13 protein-coding genes and 1 pseudogene are annotated in these 16,932 nt (G+C 63.1%); 3 read left to right on the plus strand and 11 right to left on the minus strand.

Annotated elements, in window-relative coordinates; genetic code table 11:
- Nucleotides 1-15: 15 nt before the first annotated feature.
- The 3 genes from tviB to J2S75_RS18270 all read right to left on the minus strand — a co-directional run bounded on the left by tviB (nt 16) and on the right by J2S75_RS18270 (nt 4,810).
- Complete coding sequence (tviB, locus tag J2S75_RS18260) at nt 16-1,299, minus strand: Vi polysaccharide biosynthesis UDP-N-acetylglucosamine C-6 dehydrogenase TviB (protein ID WP_307021985.1); 1,284 nt, start codon at nt 1,297-1,299, stop codon at nt 16-18.
- Nucleotides 1,300-1,314: 15 nt separating this feature from the next.
- Nucleotides 1,315-2,331, minus strand: coding sequence for an NAD-dependent epimerase/dehydratase family protein (locus tag J2S75_RS18265; protein ID WP_307021987.1), 1,017 nt, complete (start codon nt 2,329-2,331; stop codon nt 1,315-1,317).
- A gap of 109 nt (nt 2,332-2,440) precedes the next feature.
- A complete protein-coding gene (locus J2S75_RS18270) occupies nt 2,441-4,810 on the minus strand; it encodes a thiamine pyrophosphate-binding protein (protein ID WP_307021989.1) in 2,370 nt (789 codons plus the stop codon).
- Nucleotides 4,811-4,939: 129 nt separating this feature from the next.
- Here J2S75_RS18270 and J2S75_RS18275 point away from each other — a divergent pair, with 129 nt between their 5' ends.
- Both J2S75_RS18275 and J2S75_RS18280 read left to right on the plus strand, forming a co-directional pair.
- Nucleotides 4,940-5,410 (plus strand): Lrp/AsnC family transcriptional regulator, encoded by a 471-nt coding sequence (locus J2S75_RS18275; RefSeq protein ID WP_307021991.1) that lies wholly within the window; start codon nt 4,940-4,942, stop codon nt 5,408-5,410.
- A 121-nt stretch (nt 5,411-5,531) separates the two neighbouring features.
- On the plus strand, nt 5,532-6,518 hold the full coding sequence (locus tag J2S75_RS18280; RefSeq protein WP_307021994.1) for a glycosyltransferase family 2 protein: 987 nt from the start codon (nt 5,532-5,534) through the stop codon (nt 6,516-6,518).
- A gap of 201 nt (nt 6,519-6,719) precedes the next feature.
- On the opposite strand, the gene J2S75_RS18285 is transcribed toward J2S75_RS18280, so the two are convergent.
- Genes J2S75_RS18285 through J2S75_RS18300 form a run of 4 tightly spaced genes read right to left on the minus strand, consistent with a single transcriptional unit; the run spans nt 6,720 to nt 12,561 of the window.
- The gene (locus J2S75_RS18285) at nt 6,720-9,584 is read right to left on the minus strand and encodes a glycosyltransferase (protein WP_307021996.1); all 2,865 of its coding nucleotides are present in this window, start codon (nt 9,582-9,584) and stop codon (nt 6,720-6,722) included.
- 42 nt (nt 9,585-9,626) lie between these two features.
- A complete protein-coding gene (locus J2S75_RS18290; RefSeq protein WP_307021998.1) occupies nt 9,627-10,730 on the minus strand; it encodes a glycosyltransferase in 1,104 nt (367 codons plus the stop codon).
- 16 nt (nt 10,731-10,746) lie between these two features.
- Nucleotides 10,747-11,418 (minus strand): NeuD/PglB/VioB family sugar acetyltransferase, encoded by a 672-nt coding sequence (locus J2S75_RS18295; protein WP_307022000.1) that lies wholly within the window; start codon nt 11,416-11,418, stop codon nt 10,747-10,749.
- An 18-nt stretch (nt 11,419-11,436) separates the two neighbouring features.
- The gene (locus J2S75_RS18300) at nt 11,437-12,561 is read right to left on the minus strand and encodes a DegT/DnrJ/EryC1/StrS family aminotransferase (protein ID WP_307022002.1); all 1,125 of its coding nucleotides are present in this window, start codon (nt 12,559-12,561) and stop codon (nt 11,437-11,439) included.
- A gap of 447 nt (nt 12,562-13,008) precedes the next feature.
- On the opposite strand from J2S75_RS18300, the pseudogene J2S75_RS18305 reads away from it, so the two are divergent.
- A pseudogene (locus J2S75_RS18305) lies at nt 13,009-13,262 on the plus strand (IS3 family transposase); the annotation flags it as partial.
- Between the two features lie 39 nt (nt 13,263-13,301).
- Here the strand turns inward: J2S75_RS18305 and J2S75_RS18310 are convergent.
- The 4 genes from J2S75_RS18310 to J2S75_RS18325 form a co-directional block, all read right to left on the minus strand.
- Nucleotides 13,302-14,126 carry an IS3 family transposase gene (locus J2S75_RS18310; RefSeq protein ID WP_307022004.1) on the minus strand — a complete coding sequence of 275 codons (825 nt, stop codon included), beginning with the start codon at nt 14,124-14,126 and terminating at the stop codon, nt 13,302-13,304.
- Nucleotides 14,041-14,448: a transposase gene (locus tag J2S75_RS18315; RefSeq protein WP_307022006.1), complete on the minus strand. Its 408-nt coding sequence runs from the start codon at nt 14,446-14,448 to the stop codon at nt 14,041-14,043. Before J2S75_RS18315 ends, J2S75_RS18310 begins: the two co-directional genes overlap by 86 nt.
- 84 nt (nt 14,449-14,532) lie before the next feature.
- Nucleotides 14,533-15,663, minus strand: coding sequence for a glycosyltransferase (locus J2S75_RS18320; RefSeq protein WP_307022008.1), 1,131 nt, complete (start codon nt 15,661-15,663; stop codon nt 14,533-14,535).
- Nucleotides 15,638-16,921 carry a glycosyltransferase gene (locus tag J2S75_RS18325; RefSeq protein ID WP_307022010.1) on the minus strand — a complete coding sequence of 428 codons (1,284 nt, stop codon included), beginning with the start codon at nt 16,919-16,921 and terminating at the stop codon, nt 15,638-15,640. The genes J2S75_RS18320 and J2S75_RS18325 overlap by 26 nt, the downstream gene beginning before the upstream one ends.
- Nucleotides 16,922-16,932 lie beyond the last annotated feature (11 nt).

Raw genomic sequence — 16,932 nt, forward strand, 5'->3', positions numbered from 1 at the left:
ACCGTCACTCAACCGTTAAAGTCTTAAATCCGAAGCATTCTTCGGAAAAAGATATTTAAGATCATAAAGGACGTGGTCTGGCCTGCCTAGGGCGCGGATCCGCTCAGCCCCCAGCGCGGCGAACTGGCGGTGGGCAACGGCGACGATGATGGCGTCGTAAGTTGCGGCGGCCGGCTCGGCGACGAGCGCGATCCCGAACTCCTCCCGCGCCCCTTCCGGGTCGACCCAGGGATCGCAGACATCGACCACGGCGCCGAAATCGCGCAGTTCGCGCACGACATCGATCACGCGTGTATTGCGCAGATCGGGGCAGTTCTCCTTGAACGCCAGTCCCATCACCAGAATGCGCGCCCCGGTCACCTGGATGGCGCGGCGGAGCATGGCCTTGATCAGTTGGGCGGCGACATAGGCGCCCATGCCGTCGTTGAGCCGGCGCCCGGCAAGGATGACTTCCGGGTGGTAGCCCACCGCCTGCGCTTTGTGGGTGAGATAATAGGGGTCGACGCCGATGCAGTGCCCCCCCACCAGTCCCGGACGGAACGGCAGGAAGTTCCACTTGGTTTCCGCCGCTTTCAGCACCGCTTCGGTGTCGATGCCCATACGGCCGAAAATCACCGCCAGCTCGTTGATCAGGGCGATGTTCAGGTCGCGCTGGGTGTTTTCGATCACCTTCGCCGCTTCCGCGACGCGGATGCTTTCGGCGCGGAAGGTGCCGGCTTCGATGATGCTGGCATAGAGCGCATCGACAAAGGCGGCGGCCTCCGGCGTCGAGCCCGAGGTCACCTTGCGGATGCTGGTCAGGCGGTGCGTCCGGTCGCCGGGGTTGATGCGCTCGGGACTGTAGCCGACAAAGAAGTCGCGGTTGAAGCTGAGCCCGGAGACGCGCTCGAGCACCGGCACGCAGTCCTCTTCCGTGGCGCCGGGATAGACGGTGGATTCATACACCACCACATCGCCGCGCTTCAGCACCTTGCCCACCGTCTCGGACGCGCGCATCAGCGGCGTCAGGTCTGGCTGCTTATGCGCATCGATCGGCGTCGGCACGGTAATGATGAAAGTGGTGCAGGCGCGCAGCGCGTCGAGATCGTGGGCGAAACTGAGGTGAGAGGCCTGCGAAAGCTCGTCCGCGCTCACCTCCCGGGTCACGTCGACACCGCGCCGCAGCGCCTCGATGCGGGCGGAGTTGATGTCGAAGCCCACCACGGGCAGGTGCTTGCCGAACTCCACCGCCACCGGCAGGCCGACATAGCCGAGGCCGATCACGCCGAGACGCGCCGTGTCGAGAGTCTGGGTCAGCATGTGCGGCTCATATCGCTATCCGTAATAGTCGCGGTACCACGCCACGAAGCGGGCCACCCCCTCCCGGAAGGGGGTGTTCGGGCGAAAGCCGGTGAGCGCGTGCAGAAGGCTGGCATCCGCCCAGGTGGCGGGCACGTCGCCGGTCTGCATCGGCAGATAGTTGCGGATCGCCTTGGCGCCGAGCTCGGCCTCGATCGCCTCGACGAAGTCGAGCAGGCGCACCTGGTTCGAATTGCCAATATTGACCACGCGAAAGGGCGCGGCGGGACTGAGGCTGTCGCCGGGTATGGCTTCGTCGCGCGCGCCGGGCAAAGACGGCACCGCGTCGATCAGCAGCCCGATGCCGTGCACCAGATCGTCGACATAGGTGAAGTCCCGCCACATGTCGCCGTGATTGTAGATGTCGATCGGCGTGCCTTCGAGGATGCCGCGGGTGAACTTGAACAGCGCCATGTCCGGCCGGCCCCAGGGGCCATAGACCGTGAAGAAGCGGAACATGGTCGTCGGCAGGCCATAGATATGAGCATAGGAATGCCCCATCGCCTCCGTCGCCTTCTTGGTGGCGGCGTAGAGGGTCAGCGGCGTGTCGACCTTTTCCGTCTCCCGAAACGGCATGTCCTCATTGGCGCCATAGACCGAGGAGGTCGAGGCCATGAGCAGGTGCTGCACCGGCACCGCCCGCGCGCATTCCATCACGTTGAAAGTGCCGATGAGATTGGCGTCGATATAGGCGCGCGGGTTTTCCAGGCTGTAACGCACCCCCGCCTGCGCGGCGAGATGGACGATGACATCCGGCTGGAAGTCCTCGACCGTGCGCTTCAGCGTGGCGAAATCCTCCAGCATCGCCTCGGTGGCGGCGAAGCCTTCGTTCTGTGCCAGCATGGCGTGGCGGCGCTGCTTGAGCCGGACATCGTAATAGTCCGTCATCCCGTCATAGCCGTGGACGCGCCAGCCCTGCGCCAGCAGCAGGCGCGCGAGATGGAAACCGATGAAGCCGGCAGTGCCGGTAATGAAAATGCGCCGCTGCGCCACGCCCGTCCTCCGCTGCCGCGACATCGCGGTCGCAGCATTGCCCGGCGCCTTGTTACGCTGTGCGGGCGGCCTTGGGAAGCGGGCCGGGCGTCATGTCCGGCTGGTGGCGTCAGCCCACGGCGCGCAGATGCCGGATCGGCCGGCCCGGCACCATCGCCTGCGCCGCGCGCACCATGCCCTGCGCGTCGATGCCGACATGCCGGTAGAGATCGGCGATGGTGCCGGTCTGGCCGAAATGCTCCACGCCCAGCGCCCGGGCGCGGTGGCCATGCACCGAGCCGAGCCAGCCCAACGTCGCGGGGTGGCCGTCAACGGCGGAGATGATGGCGCAGCCGGGCGGCACGGCGTCGAGCAGCGTCTCCACAGGAGCGCGCGCGCCCGCATCGCCGCCTTCGCGGGCGCGCTGCGCCGCCGTCCAGCCGGCATGCAGGCGGTCGGCCGAGGTGACGGCGAGCAGGCCGACATCGCGCCGGTCCTCGGCGATCAGCCCCACCGCCTCGATGGCTTCCGGCGCCAGCGCGCCCGTATAGGCGATCACCACCTGCGCGTTCGGCCCCGGCCGGCGCAGCCAGTAGCCGCCGGCCACGATGTCGGCGGCCAGCGCCGCGTCCATCGTCCGGCGCGGCTGCTCGATGGTCCGGGTGGACAGGCGCAGATAGGTCGAGCCGCCATCTTCCGTCTGCGCGTGCTGGAAGGCGAAGCGCAGAATGACCGCGAGCTCGTCGACAAAGGCCGGCTCGAAGCTCGCCAGCCCGTCCTGCGCCATGCCGATCAGCGGCGTGGCGATGGACTGGTGCGCCCCGCCCTCCGGCGCCAGCGTCACCCCGGAGGGCGTCGCCGCGAGGATGAAGCGGGCATCCTGATAGCAGGCATAGTTCAGCGCATCGAGCCCGCGCTCGATAAAGGGATCGTACAGCGTGCCGATGGGCAGAAGCCGTTCGCCGAACAGCGAATGCGACAGGCCGAGCGCCGAGAGCAGGGTGAACAGGTTCATCTCGGCGATGCCGAGTTCCATGTGCTGGCCGGCGGGGCCGAATTCCCAATTATAGGTCGAGGGAATCCGCTCCTTCTTGAAGGTGTCGGCCAGTTCCTCGCGCGCGAACAGCTTGCGCCGGTTGACCCAGGCGCCGAGATTGGTCGAGACGGTCACGTCAGGCGAAGTGGTGACGACGCGGCGGGCGAAATCATCCTCGCGCTTGCCGATCTCGTTGAGCAGCAGGCCGAAGCCCTGCTGGGTGGACATGGCGGGCTGCAGCGGCACATCGAGCGTCGCCGGCACGTCGATCCTTGGCGGCTGGTGTCGGCGCGTGCTTCGCTGGCGGAACGGCACCGCGTCGAGAAAGGACTGCAATCGGGCCGGCGGGGTGATGAGGCCCTCGAAGCGATCCCACTCATGCCCCTCGCGCACGCCATGGCTGGCGCGCAGGCCCTCCAGCTGCGCCGGGGTCATCAGCCCGGCATGGTTGTCCTTGTGGCCGGCGAGCGGCAGGCCGAAGCCCTTGATGGTGTAGGCGATGAAGCACACCGGCCGGTCATGCGTGCGCGCCGCTTCAAAAGCCTCGATCAGCGAGGGCAAATCGTGGCCGCCGAGATTGCCCATCAGCGCCGCGAGTTCCGCGTCCGTCCGCCGCTCGATCAGCGCGGTGACCTCGCTTTGGTCGCCGATCTCGTCCATCAGCCTTTTGCGCCAGGCCTTGCCGCCCTGGAAGGTCAGCGCCGAATAGAGCGGGTTGGGGCAGGTGTCGATCCAGCGCTTGAGCGCCGCGCCGCCGGGCTCCTTGAACGCCGCCTGCTGTAACTGGCCGTATTTCAGGATCACCACATCCCAGCCGAAGCTGCGGAAGATGGATTCGAACCGTTCCCACAGCCCCTCGCGCACCACGGCGTCGAGGCTCTGGCGGTTATAGTCGACGATCCACCAAGTGTTGCGCAGGCCGTGCTTCCAGCCCTCCAGCAGCGCCTCGAAGATGTTGCCCTCGTCCATCTCCGCATCGCCGACGAGGGCCACCATCTTGCCCTCGGGACCCCTCCCCATCCCCTTGGCCGCGAGATAGTCCTGCACCAGCGAGGCGAACAAGGTCTGCGCCACGCCGAGGCCGACCGAGCCGGTGGAGAAATCGACGTCGTCAATGTCCTTGGTGCGGGAGGGATAGGACTGCGCACCGCCAAAGCCGCGGAAATTCTCCAGCTTCTCGCGCGTCTGCGCGCCGAAAAGATACTGGATGGCGTGGAAGATCGGGCTCGCATGCGGCTTCACCGCCACCCGGTCTTCGGGGCGCAACGCCTTGAGGTAAAGCGCGGTCATGATGGTGGCGAGCGAGGCGGAGGAAGCCTGATGGCCGCCCACCTTCAGCCCGTCCGCATTGGGACGCACATGATTGGCGTTGTGGATGGTCCAGGTCGCCAGCCAGAGAATCTTGCGCTCCAGCTCGGCGAGAATGGCGATGTCGTCGGCACGGCGTTCGGCGCTTGCAGCCATGGTCGGCGCTCCGGGCTCATCCATGGCAGAAGCCTACGCACGGGATGCAGGTGGTTGGAGCTATTCAGGGTCGTGCGGGCGATCTATCGTGGCTGAAACCGCTGATTTTAAGCCTATTCAGGATGATTTATGCTAGAAGCCAAGATCGACGCCATCGACCGCAAGATCCTCGCCCTTCTCCAGCAGGACGCGCATATGACGATGGAGAAACTCAGCGAGGCGGTGGGCCTCTCGCCCTCGCCCTGCGCCCGGCGGGTGCGCAACCTCGAAGCCTCGGGAGTCATCAAGCGCTATGTCGCGGTCGTGGATCAGGACAAGGCCGGCCTGCCGGTCAGCGTCTTCGCCTCGATCCGGTTGGAGCGCCAGCGCGAGGACGAGCTCGACCGCTTCGCCAAGGCGATCGCCCGCTGGCCGGAGATCGTCGAATGCTACCTCATGACCGGGCAGCGGGATTATCTCCTGCGCATCGTGGTCAAGGACCTGCCGGCCTATGAGGCCTTCCTCAAGCGGACGCTGACCCGGCTCGACGGCGTCGCCTCGATCGAGTCGAGCTTCGCGCTGAGCCAGGTGAAACACGCCCAGGCGCTGCCGGTGGAGTGAGTACGTTCTGCCCGCCATCTCCGGTGCGCAAGGCCGGCAGCGTAGGTGTAACTACGGGTCTTGAGAAGCCCGCGGAAAAATCATCATAGTACCGCAGAAGGTATTATGAGGCCCTTTCTTTATGGCTGTCTCTCCGCAGCCCCCCTTGCCACGCCAGCGCCGGGAGGACTGGCGCCTGCCGGCCGGCGCCCTCGCGCTCGTCCCGCGCTTCGCCTCGGGGCTGCCGGATGAGCGGCTCACCGTCACGGTCGGCATTCCGAACTACAAGCGCATGGACCGGCTGCGCCTTTGCCTCGCCAGCCTCGCGCAGCAACAGGGGCGTGGCTTCAAGGTCATCGTCTCGAATGACGAGCCGGGCGCGCCTGTTCCGCAGGCGCTGATCGACGCATTCGCCCACGCCTTCGCAGCCTTGGAGATTTACGAACAGCCCAGCAATCTCGGGCTGCTCGGCAATGCCCATTTCGTTCTGGCCAAGGCGCGGACGCCCTATTTCATGTGGCTTGCCAATGACGACGCCGTCTCGGAGACCTGGATCGAGGATCTGGCGACACTCCTCGATGCCGACGCCACGGCGGTGGGGGCCATGGGGCAGTGGATTTTCGCGCTCTCGCCGACCCATTTCTACCTGCGCCCGCAGATCCGTCATGACGGTCGAATGCGATTGCCGCGGGTGATGAACTTCATCTGGCGGGCGGACGATGCGTTCTTCTACGGCATGTTCCGACGAGAGGCGCTGCTGCGTGGCACGTTTCAGGGCTATGTCTGGCCGAACCGGGGATTTGTCCGCAACTGGTGCTATGTCTTCCTCATCGCCCCGCTCTGCGCGGGGCGGATCGTCTATTCCGACCGCTGCCGCTGGGTCTGCGACGAATATTCGGCCAAGCACTATCCCGTCGCGCCGTCGGCCGGGCCGAAGATTGCAGTTCTCGCTGCGGCAGCCATCCGCCGGGTGAATGTGCATCTCCTCTATGCGCGCAACCTGTTCGCCTGCGCGCCGCTCCTGGTCGTTCCCGGTTTCGCCGTTTCGCTTGCGGCGCTGGCGCGGGAGGCGTGCGCCTTCCTGTTCAGCTATATGATCCGCAGAGTGCGAAGCCTGACCCCGCCTTGACACTGGGCGCGTGCATTGATGCGGGGCGCCTCGATCCTACGGTTGGCCTCGTGCACTGTCCCGCTGCCGGTTTCGTGGACACCGGTTAGGGTGTTCTCATGAAGCTGGAGGCAGCAGGCCAGTCACGGGTGGCTCCCTGGCGCGCGGCGCGTCGTTCCGATCCACAACTGGCGCGAAGAGCGCCCCTCCGTTCCGCCGCCGCTATGCCTGTTCGACAGCGCGGTCGGCTGGCAGCTCTTCCCCGATGATCTGCCGCTGCAGAAGGGCGAGGCGCGGGGCGAGCTGCGCCTCGAAGCTGTAGACGCGCGCCGCCTTGGTCCGACCGCTGCGGGCCAGTGCGCGCAAGGCCGAAGGGTTGGCGCGGTACCAGCTCAGCTTTTCCACGATCGCCGCCGTGTCGTGCGGCACCAGCACGAGGTCGCGGCCATCCTCGAACGCGCCGTTGAGATGCAGTGGATCGGTGCAGAACAGCGCCACCTCGCTCAGCATGGCGTCCGAGCCGCAGGCGGTGGGAAAGCCGTCAAAGGCGCCGGGGAGAAGGAGGAAGGGCACGTTGCACAGCAGGATCAGATCCTTGTCGCGGTAGAAGTCACGCAGCCAGTCCGGCTCGCGATTGCCATAGAAAGTGATCCGTCCGTCCAGCCCATTGAGGGGCCGGTCCTCCGGGCCGAAGCCGCCGACGACATGGAAATGGCAGTCGTCAAACCGCGCGGCCAGCGCGCGGGCGACATCGAGGAAGATGTCGAACCCCTTGTCGCGCCCGTCCGGGGTATATTTGTGCGCGGTAAAGCAGATGTCGAGGCGCGGCTTGCCTTCGCCATAACGGGGCAGGGGCGAGGGGGCGTCTAGATTTGTCGCCGGCGTGACCACGCCATAGATGAATTCGATGCGCTCCCGTGGGCAGAAGCCATTATCGACGAGATAGTCGAGCGTAATCTTCTGCGTCACGATCACCTTGCGGAACATCGGGCTGGAGAAGATGCGGCGCAGGCGCCAGTCCGACGTCGGGTCCCGGAGCAGGAAGCCGCCGCCCGGATACAGCGTGAAGACGAACGGAATGGCGTTCGCCTCGAAATAGTCGAGGTTCACCCAGCTGTTGTTGGCGAAGACGGTGAAACCGCAACGGGCGCGCAGATGAGGGGGCAACTCCGCCATGGGCCGCACCATTCCGCGCAAAAGCGGCGCGCCTTCGCCGTGCTCGGCGATCAGTTCCTCGATGGAACGCTTGTCCTTGAAGAAGGAGAACGCAGAACCCGTCGAGAACGCGCGCGCCCGCTCGAACAGGGCAAGATAGGTGTCGAACTCCTCACGCCGGAAGGATGATTGCGGGTGCGGATAGGCATCGTCCAAGATGAGAAGGTCGAGTACCTCGGAGGGCGTCGCGCCGGCTTCTTCGGCGCGGACGGCTTTCTCGACGGGTGAAGTCTCCCCGGCGCGGACAGTTTTGTCGACGGGTGAGAGCCATTGCCGCCAGCGTTGCTGAAGCGCCTTTCGTGCGGTCGATACACGCCCTCGGCGTCTCTGCTTCGCCGGGGGCGGGGGAGGCAGAGCTGTCATCGGCCCCGGCGCATTTCGAATCTCGCGGTCGAGCTCGACAGTAAACGCCTTCCTAACGGCATCGAGGAAATAGGTGAAGGAGTCACGGTAGCGAAAGCCGAAGCGCCGATCGAGCAGGAGGCCGAGCCTCATCGACGTTATCAATTGCTCTCGCATGGAGAGGGACGACCAGACGGCGCCAGCATGCCGGCGATAGACGGCCATAGGCTCGTCGATGTAGCCAATCTTGCCGCGCTCGGCATTCAATATGTCGAAAGGCCAGTCGCAGGCGAGCAGCGTGTACATCCACGCCGGTATCTCCACGAGGTGGTTGCGCATCATGCAGGAGGCGGTGGCGATGTAATCGCCCCGGCACAGATCGGCGGCGGTGGTGGTTTCGGGTAGCGTGGTGAACAGCGGTTGCCCGGGCGTTCCGTCGTCGCCGGACAGCAGCACGTTGTGGAAGCAGATGGCATAGTCGGGATGGGTGTCGAGAAACGCCACCTGCTTGCGCAGCTTGTGGGGATCGATCCAGAAGTCGTCGCCTTCGAGAAGGGCGACGTATTCCCCCCGGCAGTCCCTGTAGGTCTCGAGATAATTGGTCGAGGTGCGCACATTCACCGGCCGCTCGATCAGATGGATGCGGTCGGGATATCGGTCGCGATAGGCGCGACACACCGCCAGCGTTCCGTCGGTGGAGCAATCCTCGGCGATGACGATCTCGACCTCGAAATCCGTCTGCTGGGCGAGAACGCTCTCGATCGCCTGGCCGATGAATCGCTCGTGATTGTAGGTGATGATGGGCACCGACACCTTGGGAGCCGGCCCTGGCGCGAGGAAACGCAGGGCGTGTCGCTCCAGCGAGTCGCAGAAGGCGGCGAGGTTGCGGACGTGCGCCGCGTCGTTTGAGCGGATGAGCACCGCATAGGTTGCAGTCTCGAACAAAGGCGTCAGCTTTTCGCGTGCATGTGCAAAGCCATCGCCGACCGATGGCCAGTCGATGTCGTCGACCACCATGACCGAGCCCTCGTCCATGAGGGTGAGATAGGCCTCGACATCGGCGAGCACCTGGTGCCGGTCGTGGTTACCGTCGATGTGGACCATGCCCGCCCTGACGCCGCGCGCGCGCAGGATTTCGACCGCCCGGGTGGAGGTTTCGCGAAGCAGTTCGCAGGATCCGCCCAGTTGCATTGCGTCCCGCTGGCGCAGCAAGTCGCCGTGCAACGCGTCATAGTCCGTGGACTCGATGAAGGCGCTCACCTCCTCGGCAATGGCCGACGGCATGTCCGCCTGGCGAGATGCCGTGCGCGCATAGGGGTCGATGCCGTAGCTGTGACCGCCGCGCGCGGCGAAGGACCAGGCCAGTGGCAAAAGGCTACGCCCGCGATAGACGCCGATTTCGACATAGGTGCTCAGATCGAGGCGGGCGGCGAGGCCGGCCATCACATAGAGCTTGTCGAGCGTGCTGCCGCCGCCGAGATCCGCAGGAATGGCCTCGGCCAGCTGGGCCAGTTTACGGATATCAACCATGGCAGTAGCCTTGCAGATGTAAACAGGGGTGACAGGGGCGTTTCAGCTTTGGCGCGCTGCCGTGCGGAGGCCTAACCGGCGGCGCAGGCTCCGAATGAAACCGCGCGGCCGACGAGGCGGCGGTGGGGCCGGCGGCGGCGGCGGCGGCGGCAAAGCGCGTCCCGGGGCTCCCGTGGCGCGATGGAAATCCAGCGCGTCGATCACCGACCGCCGCAGTTCGGCCGGCGCGCGATACACCGCCTCCAGGGCGATATCCCCGAAGGGGTCTTCCTGGGGGCCCCGATAGGCGAGCAGATAGCGCCAGACATCGGGCGGATTGACACGATGATCGCTCGGCGAAGCCGGCGCGGCCTCCTTCCCCGATCCGTCGAGAAAGGCGCCGTTGAAGTTCTCAACGCTCAGTTCCTCGAAGAACCGGCGCATGATGAACCGGCGCTCGCGCGCGTCACGTTCCACGGCTGCGGGCGTCTGTGCCGACGTGTTGCTCCCGTGCAGGCGAAAGCGGACCAGCCGGTCGGGCATTACGTGGATCGGGTGCTTCTGTAGCAGACGTAGCCACAGATCATAATCGGGCACCTGGCGCAGATACTCGTCATAGAAACCGCATTCGGCATAGACCTCGCGCCGCAGGAGGACGGAGGGGTGGCAAAGGCAGTTCCCGCCTTCCACCAGTCGCTTGAGCCAGAGGTGCCGAGTCCGGTTCGGCTGGGCGAAGATGGTTGTATCAACGAAGCCCGGTTCGCTGACCGGCTGGCCGGCGGCATCGATCCAGCTCACATCGGAGAACACCGCCGCGCAGTCCGGCAGGCGCTCCAGAAGAGCAAGCTGACAGGCGAGTTTCTCCTGTTCCCAGACATCGTCGGAATTGCACACGGCGATGAGCGGCGCCCGGGCCTGCCGCACGGCAACATTCATCGCCGCGCTGGCGCCGATGTTCGACGTCAGCGGAATGTGGATCAGCCGGTCATCGTCGAACCCGCGGATTACCGCGTTGGAACCGTCCGGAGAGGCATCGTCGACCACGATTAGTTCCAGCTCCGTCATCGATTGTCCGAGGACCGAGCTGATCGACTCTGCGATAAAGGCTTCATGCCGGTAGGACGGCATGACGACGGAGACACGCGGGGAAACACGCGACTTGCTCACTGGAATGCTCACCCTTTCACGCCCGTGCTGCCGGAAGCGGCCGGGCCGGCACGCCCGCCACGACGGCGCCAGCCGGCACATCGCCGACCACGCAGGCTCCCGCGGCGATGAAGGCACCATCTCCGATCGTCAGCGGCCGGGCCGGCGACCCGTTGCGGATCGACGCGCCGACGCCGATCCACACCCCTTCGCCCATGCGGACATGACCGGCGACATGCGCGCCAGGGCAGATGGTGGCGAAGGCGCCGACTTCGACATCGTGGGACAAGACGCTGCCGAAATTCACCAGCCCGAAATCGCCGAGGCGGACCGAGGCGGAGAGCACGGCGCCATGGAAGACTTGGACCCCTGCGCCCACCCGGGCAGAGGGGAGCATATGAGCTGTCGCGCTGACAAAGCGCCCGAGGGGCAGGCCGGCCGCGCGCAGACGTTCCGCGAGCCGTCGGCGGACGGAAATCTCACCAATGGCGACGAACCAGTCGCAGCCACCGAACCGGGCGGCGGCGTCCTCGAAGGCAAGCACCGGCCTGCCGTCGACCTCGCGTCCCGGCGCCAGATCGTCGACGAAGGCGACAACACGCGTCCCGTCACGCTCCAGTTCGTAGTGAAGCTCACGGGCCTGCCCGCCGGCGCCATACAGCACTGCGTCACCCCCTGCCCGCAATTCGTGCCGCCCCTGCATTGCCATGCGTCTTCCCCGGGCGCTTCAGCGCAGGCACGCTCGCGCGGAGTCGCACACATAGCGCAGTTCGGCATGCTCCATTGTGTCATAGAGCGGAAGCGCGACGATACGCGGGGCGATACGCGCAGTGACGGGCAATTCATCCATTACCGAAATATCCTTGAAATAGGGCTGCTCGGCCAAATGCGGGCTGAAATAGGTGCCGAGCCCCACCCCCTTCTCCTTCATCCGCTGCACGAAGCACGCCCGATCGACGCCGGCCCCCTCCGGCAGGAGCGCGGGCACGAACTGGTGGACGGCGTGGCTTCCTGTCTGACGCTGGAAGGTGAAGTCCGGCAGAAGCGAGCGGTAGAGCGCGTAAAGTTCTCCCCGGCGCCGCACCACCGCATCGATCTCGTCGAGCTTTCGCAGGGCCTGCAGCGCCGGCACCTCGGCGAGCTTGGCGTTGAGGCCCGGCATCTGGGCGGCACGGGCGCTGTCGAAGCCGAAATTCTCCATCTGTCGCAGGCGGGCGATACGCTCGCGGTCGGCGCTGTAGATCACCGCGCCCTCCGAAGTGGCGAAGGTCTTGGTGGCGTGCATGGAATAGACGACCGACATGGGCGCGCCGCGTCCGAAGCCATGGCCGCCGGCGTCGCGCGCCCCCAGCGACGCGGCCGCATCGACCACCACGCCGACGCCGGTGCGCGCGGCGAGATCTGCGTAGGCGCCGAGATCGAGGCAGTTGCCGAAAGTGGCATAGGTGACGATCACGGCGACCTCGTCGCCATGGCGATCGAGCAGGCGGCGCTCGGCTTCGCCTGAGGGTAGCCAGGTCTCCGGCTCGATGTCGTAGAGGAGAGGCGTGAGACCGCACCATGCCGCCGCATGGGCCGTCGCCGCGAAGGTGAAGGAGGGTACCAGGGCGTAGCGGCCGCGGCGACGGCCGAAATAGACCGCCTCCTTGACCGCCAGCAGCAGCGCGACCGTGGCGTTGCAGGCGGTCAGGCACGCCCCCTCGCCCCCGAACATCTCGTCCCTCAGCCGCGTCTCGAAGGCGGTGTTGATCGGGCCGAAATTCGAGAACTGTCCCGAGGCCTCATGCGCCGCCAGATCATCGCGATGATCGCTGAGGCGAATGGGCCGCGGCTTCAACAGGGGCACGCGCATGTGGCTCGGACTTCTCGCGCCTTCTCAGCGCGCAATGAGGCTACCTAGGGTCAAACTTGCTAGAATATTTCCGAACATTGCGCCAGCCACGTCAAGGAAGCCGCGGTCCAAAGGGTGGGAACAAGACAGCCGGAAGTCGCAACATGGCCACCTGTGGCCCGCCCGCCCGTGCGCCGGGCCACAACCGGGGTTGGACTAGGCAAGAGCAGGCGCGGTGGGTCCGGTCGTATGCCTATGTAGGCGGGCCTTGACGTTGCGGCCGCAGGCATGGACGTCGGGGTATGCGGCGGGGCCACGCGCAGGGCAGGGGCGGTCGCAGAGGGGGGCTCGTGCCTGTCGACGCCGGGCTGGAGCGCGGTGTTCGCCCGTACGTGGTCTTCGCCTCCCGCCGATTCGATTTGCGAGCGCCCCATTGCCGACGACAAGAGCCTTCGTTTCTGGTCGACCGAGGGGATGGCCACGGTGTTCTCCGGCAAGGCAGAACCCGCCGAGGCTGCCCGCGAGGGTGAGATCGACCAGCTCCACGCGAAGATCGGGCAACGGGTGGCCGAATGGAATTTTTTGCGTCGGGCCTCCGGTCGCTGAGCGTGGGGGCGAGACGCGACATGATCGAACCGGATCACCCGCACCTGCCGATGACGCGGCAATGTGCCCTGGTCGGCATCGGCCGGTCGGCGTTCTACGGCGGCCCGCGGACCGAAAGGCCCGCGTGAGCTGCTGCCGGTTTTGTGGACAGCAGTTTAAGCTAGCATAGCGCGGGCCTCGAACTCCATCGGGCTGACGTAGCCGATGGTCGAGTGCCTGCGGACAGCGTTGTAGAACCTCTCGATGTAGTCGAACACGTCGGCACGGGCTTCGTCGCGGGTGCGGAAGACCTTGCGGGCGATCCTTTCGGTCTTCAGCGAGGAGAAGAAGCTCTCCATCGCCGAATTGTCCCAGACGTTTCCGGCCCGGCTCATCGAGCAAGTGATACCGTTGTCGGCCAGAAGCCTTTGAAACTGCTCACTGGTGTATTGCGACCCCCGATCCGAATGGTGCAGAAGCGCATCGGCCTTGCCGCGTCGCCAGACCGCCATCATCAGCGCATCCATGACCAGTGACGCATCCCGGTCGGCCTTCATCAACCAGCCAACCGCGCGGCGCGAAAACAGGTCCAGCACGACCGGGACATACAGCCAGCCCTCAGCCGTCCAGATATAGGTGAAGTCGGCCAGCCACTTTTGGTTCGGCCGATCCGCCTGGAAGTTCCGGTCCAGAATGTTGTCGGCTATCACCGACCGTTCGCCATCGCCCTTGGGCTTTCCACGGCGCCTGGGCCGCGCTCTGAGGGCATTGAGCCGCATCAGCCGTTCGATCCGATGAAGCCCGCAGTCAAGCCCTTCCTCGAGAACATCGCGCCAGACGCGGCGCGCGCCATAGGTCCGGTCGCTGGCCTTGAAGCTCGTCTCGATCGCCGTGACGAGCTTGGCGTCAGGGACCTCACGGGTGCTGGCTGGCCGGTTGAGCCAGGCGTGGAAGCCCGAAGCGAGACTTCCAGAGCTTTGCACAGCCAGCTGACAGGCCAAATGTGGCGGTGCTCGGCGATGAAGGCGAACCCCATGTCGCCTCGCGCGCGAAAAAAGCTGCCGCTTTCTTGAGGATGTCACGCTCCGCCCGAAGCCGGGCGACCTCTCTCTTCAAGGCTGCAACCTCGGCCAGATCAGCGCGCAACTGCCCGTTCCCGGGAAAGGCAACAGCAGGGGGTGCGGTCAGCTCCCGCATCCAGCGGCGCAAAACGCTCTCCGCTACATCGAGGTCACGGGCGGCCTGCGCCACCGCCACACCCCGATCCGTCACCAGCCTCACGGCCTCCATCTTGAACTCACGGCTGAACTTCCGTCTCGTCATATCCACTCTCCGGTTCATGGGTCACGATCCTATCTTCGTGTCCACGAAACCAGCAGCAGGCCAATCGCCTCAACAGGCACAAAATCATCCGCGCCACTTAGCCAGTGTTCGATAGAGTTCTTGGTACTTCAGGGACATCTCCAACGGATCAAACTGTGTTCGGGCTGATCGAAGACATTGCGTTCTCAGATCGTTATAATTGCGGCTTTCGATGTCGTTAAGCGCCCCCTCAAGAGAAGCCCTATTCCACGAAAAGGTACATCCCACTTCGGATCCCGCGAGAGAAAGAAGCTCGGTATGAGCCGAAATATTCGATAGAATAACTGGACGACCAAAGGAAAGCGCTTCTAATGCGGCGTTCGGCATACCCTCGTGCAGCGAGGCCGAGATGAAATAATGCGCATTCGCAATGGCTACCGATGGTGTCGGCGTATGTCCTATAAATGTGACATTTGACGCCCATCGATATTTTTCTATGAGTTTTGGATCGATCCAACCTATCACGGTCAACGAACGCTCCCACTCTGGAGATCGCGCGAACTGTTCGACCAAAAACTCCGTATTTTTTCCTGGAATACGGCTCGAAACGGTTATATATCGTTTTAATTTGCCGTTATCGACTTCGATATCGCATCCTCTATCAGCGCCATTGATGTAATTATACACTTTCATGTCTATCGCATTATGAATCACGACCGATTCGATGCCGTCTTTCTTCAAATCATCCCTGACGGCATCACTACACGCGACAACAATATCGGCCCGATCTAAGAGGCGAAGATAGACTGTCGACACGATGGAGCCAACGACGGTGCCGAAGGTCAACTTGAAATTTTGACGTGTGTGACTTCGCACGTTGCCAAGGCGTGGTCTTAGGCGCGACATCCACGATATGATGTCACTGCGCAAGCCGTAGGGATGAAGGACAAAATACTTCTCTTTCCGTGCCATGCGCATAAGCGTAGGCATAGCCTTAAACACAGACGTCAGCCTTCCGGCCTTTACCCGCACAACCTCCACTCCGGCCCGTTCGAGCCACCTCTCGATGATCGTCGTTTCGCCAACTGCGGATGTGACTATAACGACCGGCGTAAAAAGTCTCCGATCCAAATTTGCAATAACGTAAGCTATCTGCAAAATCGGGCCGCCGGTGCGAAGATGTCCCACTACATAAATGACTTTAATCATCTCAAAACGCCCGCTCGACATTTTCATGAGCCGCTTCTACAAGCAGTTCGTCGAGTGCCTCCATCTGCGCATCCCATAAGTTCTCCCATTTAATAGATATATCGTTAGAAATAGTCCGACGAAACGCTCTCTTGTGCTCGACGCGTGAACGGAGAAAGGCGGCAATTCCCTCGACGTCATCGGGACGATGATTTATCAATCCTTGTAATCCAATCTCTCTTGCAAAATCACTGAATTCAAATCCGTCCGGAATGATGTTTAAAATTTCCTTTCCCATCGCCACGTAATCGAATACCTTTGTCGTAATGACACCCCGTATCGCAGTGCTATTGTTAACGGTAGAACTACAAATAATCGAAATGGCAATGTCAGCGGACGCGACCATACGCACAGATTCACTCTTAGAGACAGTCCCATGTAAAACGAGATTTTGTGCTACATTATGAGCCTGGAACGATGCGCGCGCTCGCGCGGATGAGTCGCCACAATATTGAATCTCAATGTCACTAAGCACATCAAGCGGCAATGTTGCCAAAGCCAAACAAATTGGATCGAAATCGCGCCCGGGGTACAAAGTACCGGCAAATACGAGAACAAGCTTGTCAGGTGGCGGATCTCCGGCCGTCAGAGCGATGGCTTTGATTTCATCGACATATGCACGATCCGGCAAATTGTAAATTACCAATGGTTTCGTTTCGGATTTAAGTGATTTGGCCGTAAAGCGTGAAACAGTTAAAATGCCAAAAGCCTGTCTATTTACACGTCTTTCTAACCAACTTATCAATAATTGTCGAAGTCGCATATTATAACTTGAATGTGGATTTCCAGACCATGCATCCCGATAATCCAAGATGACCGGTATACCATACTTATTTGCAAATCGTGTAATGGTAAGGAAAGTTAAGAACGGACGACCAGTCGCGACGATAACATCTGGCCTGTTATTCTCCTGCCATGCCAATTCCATGTCACGGCGCAAATGCGGCATCCAAGTCCAACCTGAGTCATCAAATACTGCGGTCACCGCCCGTGGAAGAACCAAGCGCCACCAACGGCTCCATCGCCCCACCGCCGTATCCCTGAAATGATATCCCGCAAAACATACCTTGCTTCGACGACAGCGGTAATCGTCGGGTATATCAACATTGTCCTCTCCCTGGCGACATACCGAAAATATCGTGGTATCAAAGCCTTTCTTCAGAAAATAACGTAGAAATTTTTTGGGTCGCTCAACACCAATTGTGTTGATAGGGGGAAAATAGAATGCGATGAGCCAGATCTTCATAACGAACTCGA

Source organism: Ancylobacter polymorphus (assembly GCF_030813495.1).
GTDB lineage: Bacteria > Pseudomonadota > Alphaproteobacteria > Rhizobiales > Xanthobacteraceae > Ancylobacter > Ancylobacter polymorphus.

Excerpts from the sequence above, each read along its gene's own strand:
- tviB (WP_307021985.1), bottom strand. The coding sequence starts at position 1,299 with ATGCTGACCCAGACTCTCGACACGGCGCGTCTCGGCGTGATCGGCCTC.
- J2S75_RS18270 (WP_307021989.1), bottom strand. The coding sequence starts at position 4,810 with ATGGCTGCAAGCGCCGAACGCCGTGCCGACGACATCGCCATTCTCGCC.
- J2S75_RS18275 (WP_307021991.1), top strand. The coding sequence starts at position 4,940 with ATGCTAGAAGCCAAGATCGACGCCATCGACCGCAAGATCCTCGCCCTT.
- J2S75_RS18280 (WP_307021994.1), top strand. The coding sequence starts at position 5,532 with ATGGCTGTCTCTCCGCAGCCCCCCTTGCCACGCCAGCGCCGGGAGGAC.
- J2S75_RS18285 (WP_307021996.1), bottom strand. The coding sequence starts at position 9,584 with ATGGTTGATATCCGTAAACTGGCCCAGCTGGCCGAGGCCATTCCTGCG.
- J2S75_RS18295 (WP_307022000.1), bottom strand. The coding sequence starts at position 11,418 with ATGGCAATGCAGGGGCGGCACGAATTGCGGGCAGGGGGTGACGCAGTG.
- J2S75_RS18300 (WP_307022002.1), bottom strand. The coding sequence starts at position 12,561 with ATGCGCGTGCCCCTGTTGAAGCCGCGGCCCATTCGCCTCAGCGATCAT.
- J2S75_RS18315 (WP_307022006.1), bottom strand. The coding sequence starts at position 14,448 with ATGACGAGACGGAAGTTCAGCCGTGAGTTCAAGATGGAGGCCGTGAGG.
- J2S75_RS18320 (WP_307022008.1), bottom strand. The coding sequence starts at position 15,663 with ATGAAAATGTCGAGCGGGCGTTTTGAGATGATTAAAGTCATTTATGTA.
- J2S75_RS18325 (WP_307022010.1), bottom strand. The coding sequence starts at position 16,921 with ATGAAGATCTGGCTCATCGCATTCTATTTTCCCCCTATCAACACAATT.